General features: G+C 68.4%; 1 protein-coding gene. It reads left to right on the top strand.

Annotated features, from left to right (window positions below; translation table 11 throughout):
• On the top strand, window positions 1-855 hold an 855-nt coding region (locus CN311_RS28910; protein ID WP_245440985.1), incomplete at both ends, for a carboxypeptidase-like regulatory domain-containing protein.

The following is an 855-nucleotide window of genomic DNA, read 5'->3' as shown; positions in this document are numbered from 1 at the left end:
GCCCCGGCACCCGATGCGGCGGCACCTGCTGCACCCGCCGCGACCGGTCCTATCGCGCCGACCTTCGACATCGTTCGGGTCGAAAGCAACGGCTCCATCGTCATCGCCGGCAATGCGGTGCCCAACGCCAAGGTCGAGGTCCTCAATGGTTCGACAGTTCTCGGCTCGACAGTCGCAGGTTCGGATGGCGCCTTTGCCATCGTTCTCGACAAGCCGCTGAAGCCTGGCGACTATACGATCACGTTGCGCTCGACTGGCACTGTGGTGATCAACTCGGCACAGACCGCTGTTGTCTCGATTCCCCAGAATCCGACGGGCCAGGTGCTGGCCATGGTCGAGGAACCAGGCAAGCCATCTGAGCTGCTCACGGTTCCCGCGCCCGAGACAAAGCCGCAAACACCGCCCGCCGGCGAGCAGGCGGCTGCTCCGGCGACGGAAGCGCCCGCCGCGACGCCCATGCCGGCCCAACCGGCGCCCGCCGCCCCGGCTGTGGTGGAAGCCGCGCCCGCGCCGGCTCCGGCAACACCTCCGGCACCTGCCACGCCGGGGGCGGAACCCAAGATCGTCGTCGAGGCGGTCGAGATCGACGGCAACAAGATCTTCGTCGCCGGCATCGCCGATCCCGGCCGCAAGGTCCGCGCCTATGCCAACGACGTTCTGCTTGGCGACGCGAAAACCTCGCCCGATGGCCATTTCCTGGTCGAGGCGACGCGCAACATTCCGGTCGGCTCCTACACCATCCATGTCGATGCCCTGGATTCCGGCGGGGTCAAGGTGGTGGCTCGCGCGGCCGTGCCGTTCGAGCGCGAGCCGGGTGAGGCGGTCGCCGCCGTGGCGCCCGCCGAGGTCAAACCA

It is taken from the genome of Mesorhizobium sanjuanii (genome assembly GCF_002529485.1).
GTDB classification, from domain to species: Bacteria; Pseudomonadota; Alphaproteobacteria; order Rhizobiales; family Rhizobiaceae; genus Mesorhizobium; species Mesorhizobium sanjuanii.
This window is presented reverse-complemented; position numbering and strand designations above follow the sequence as displayed.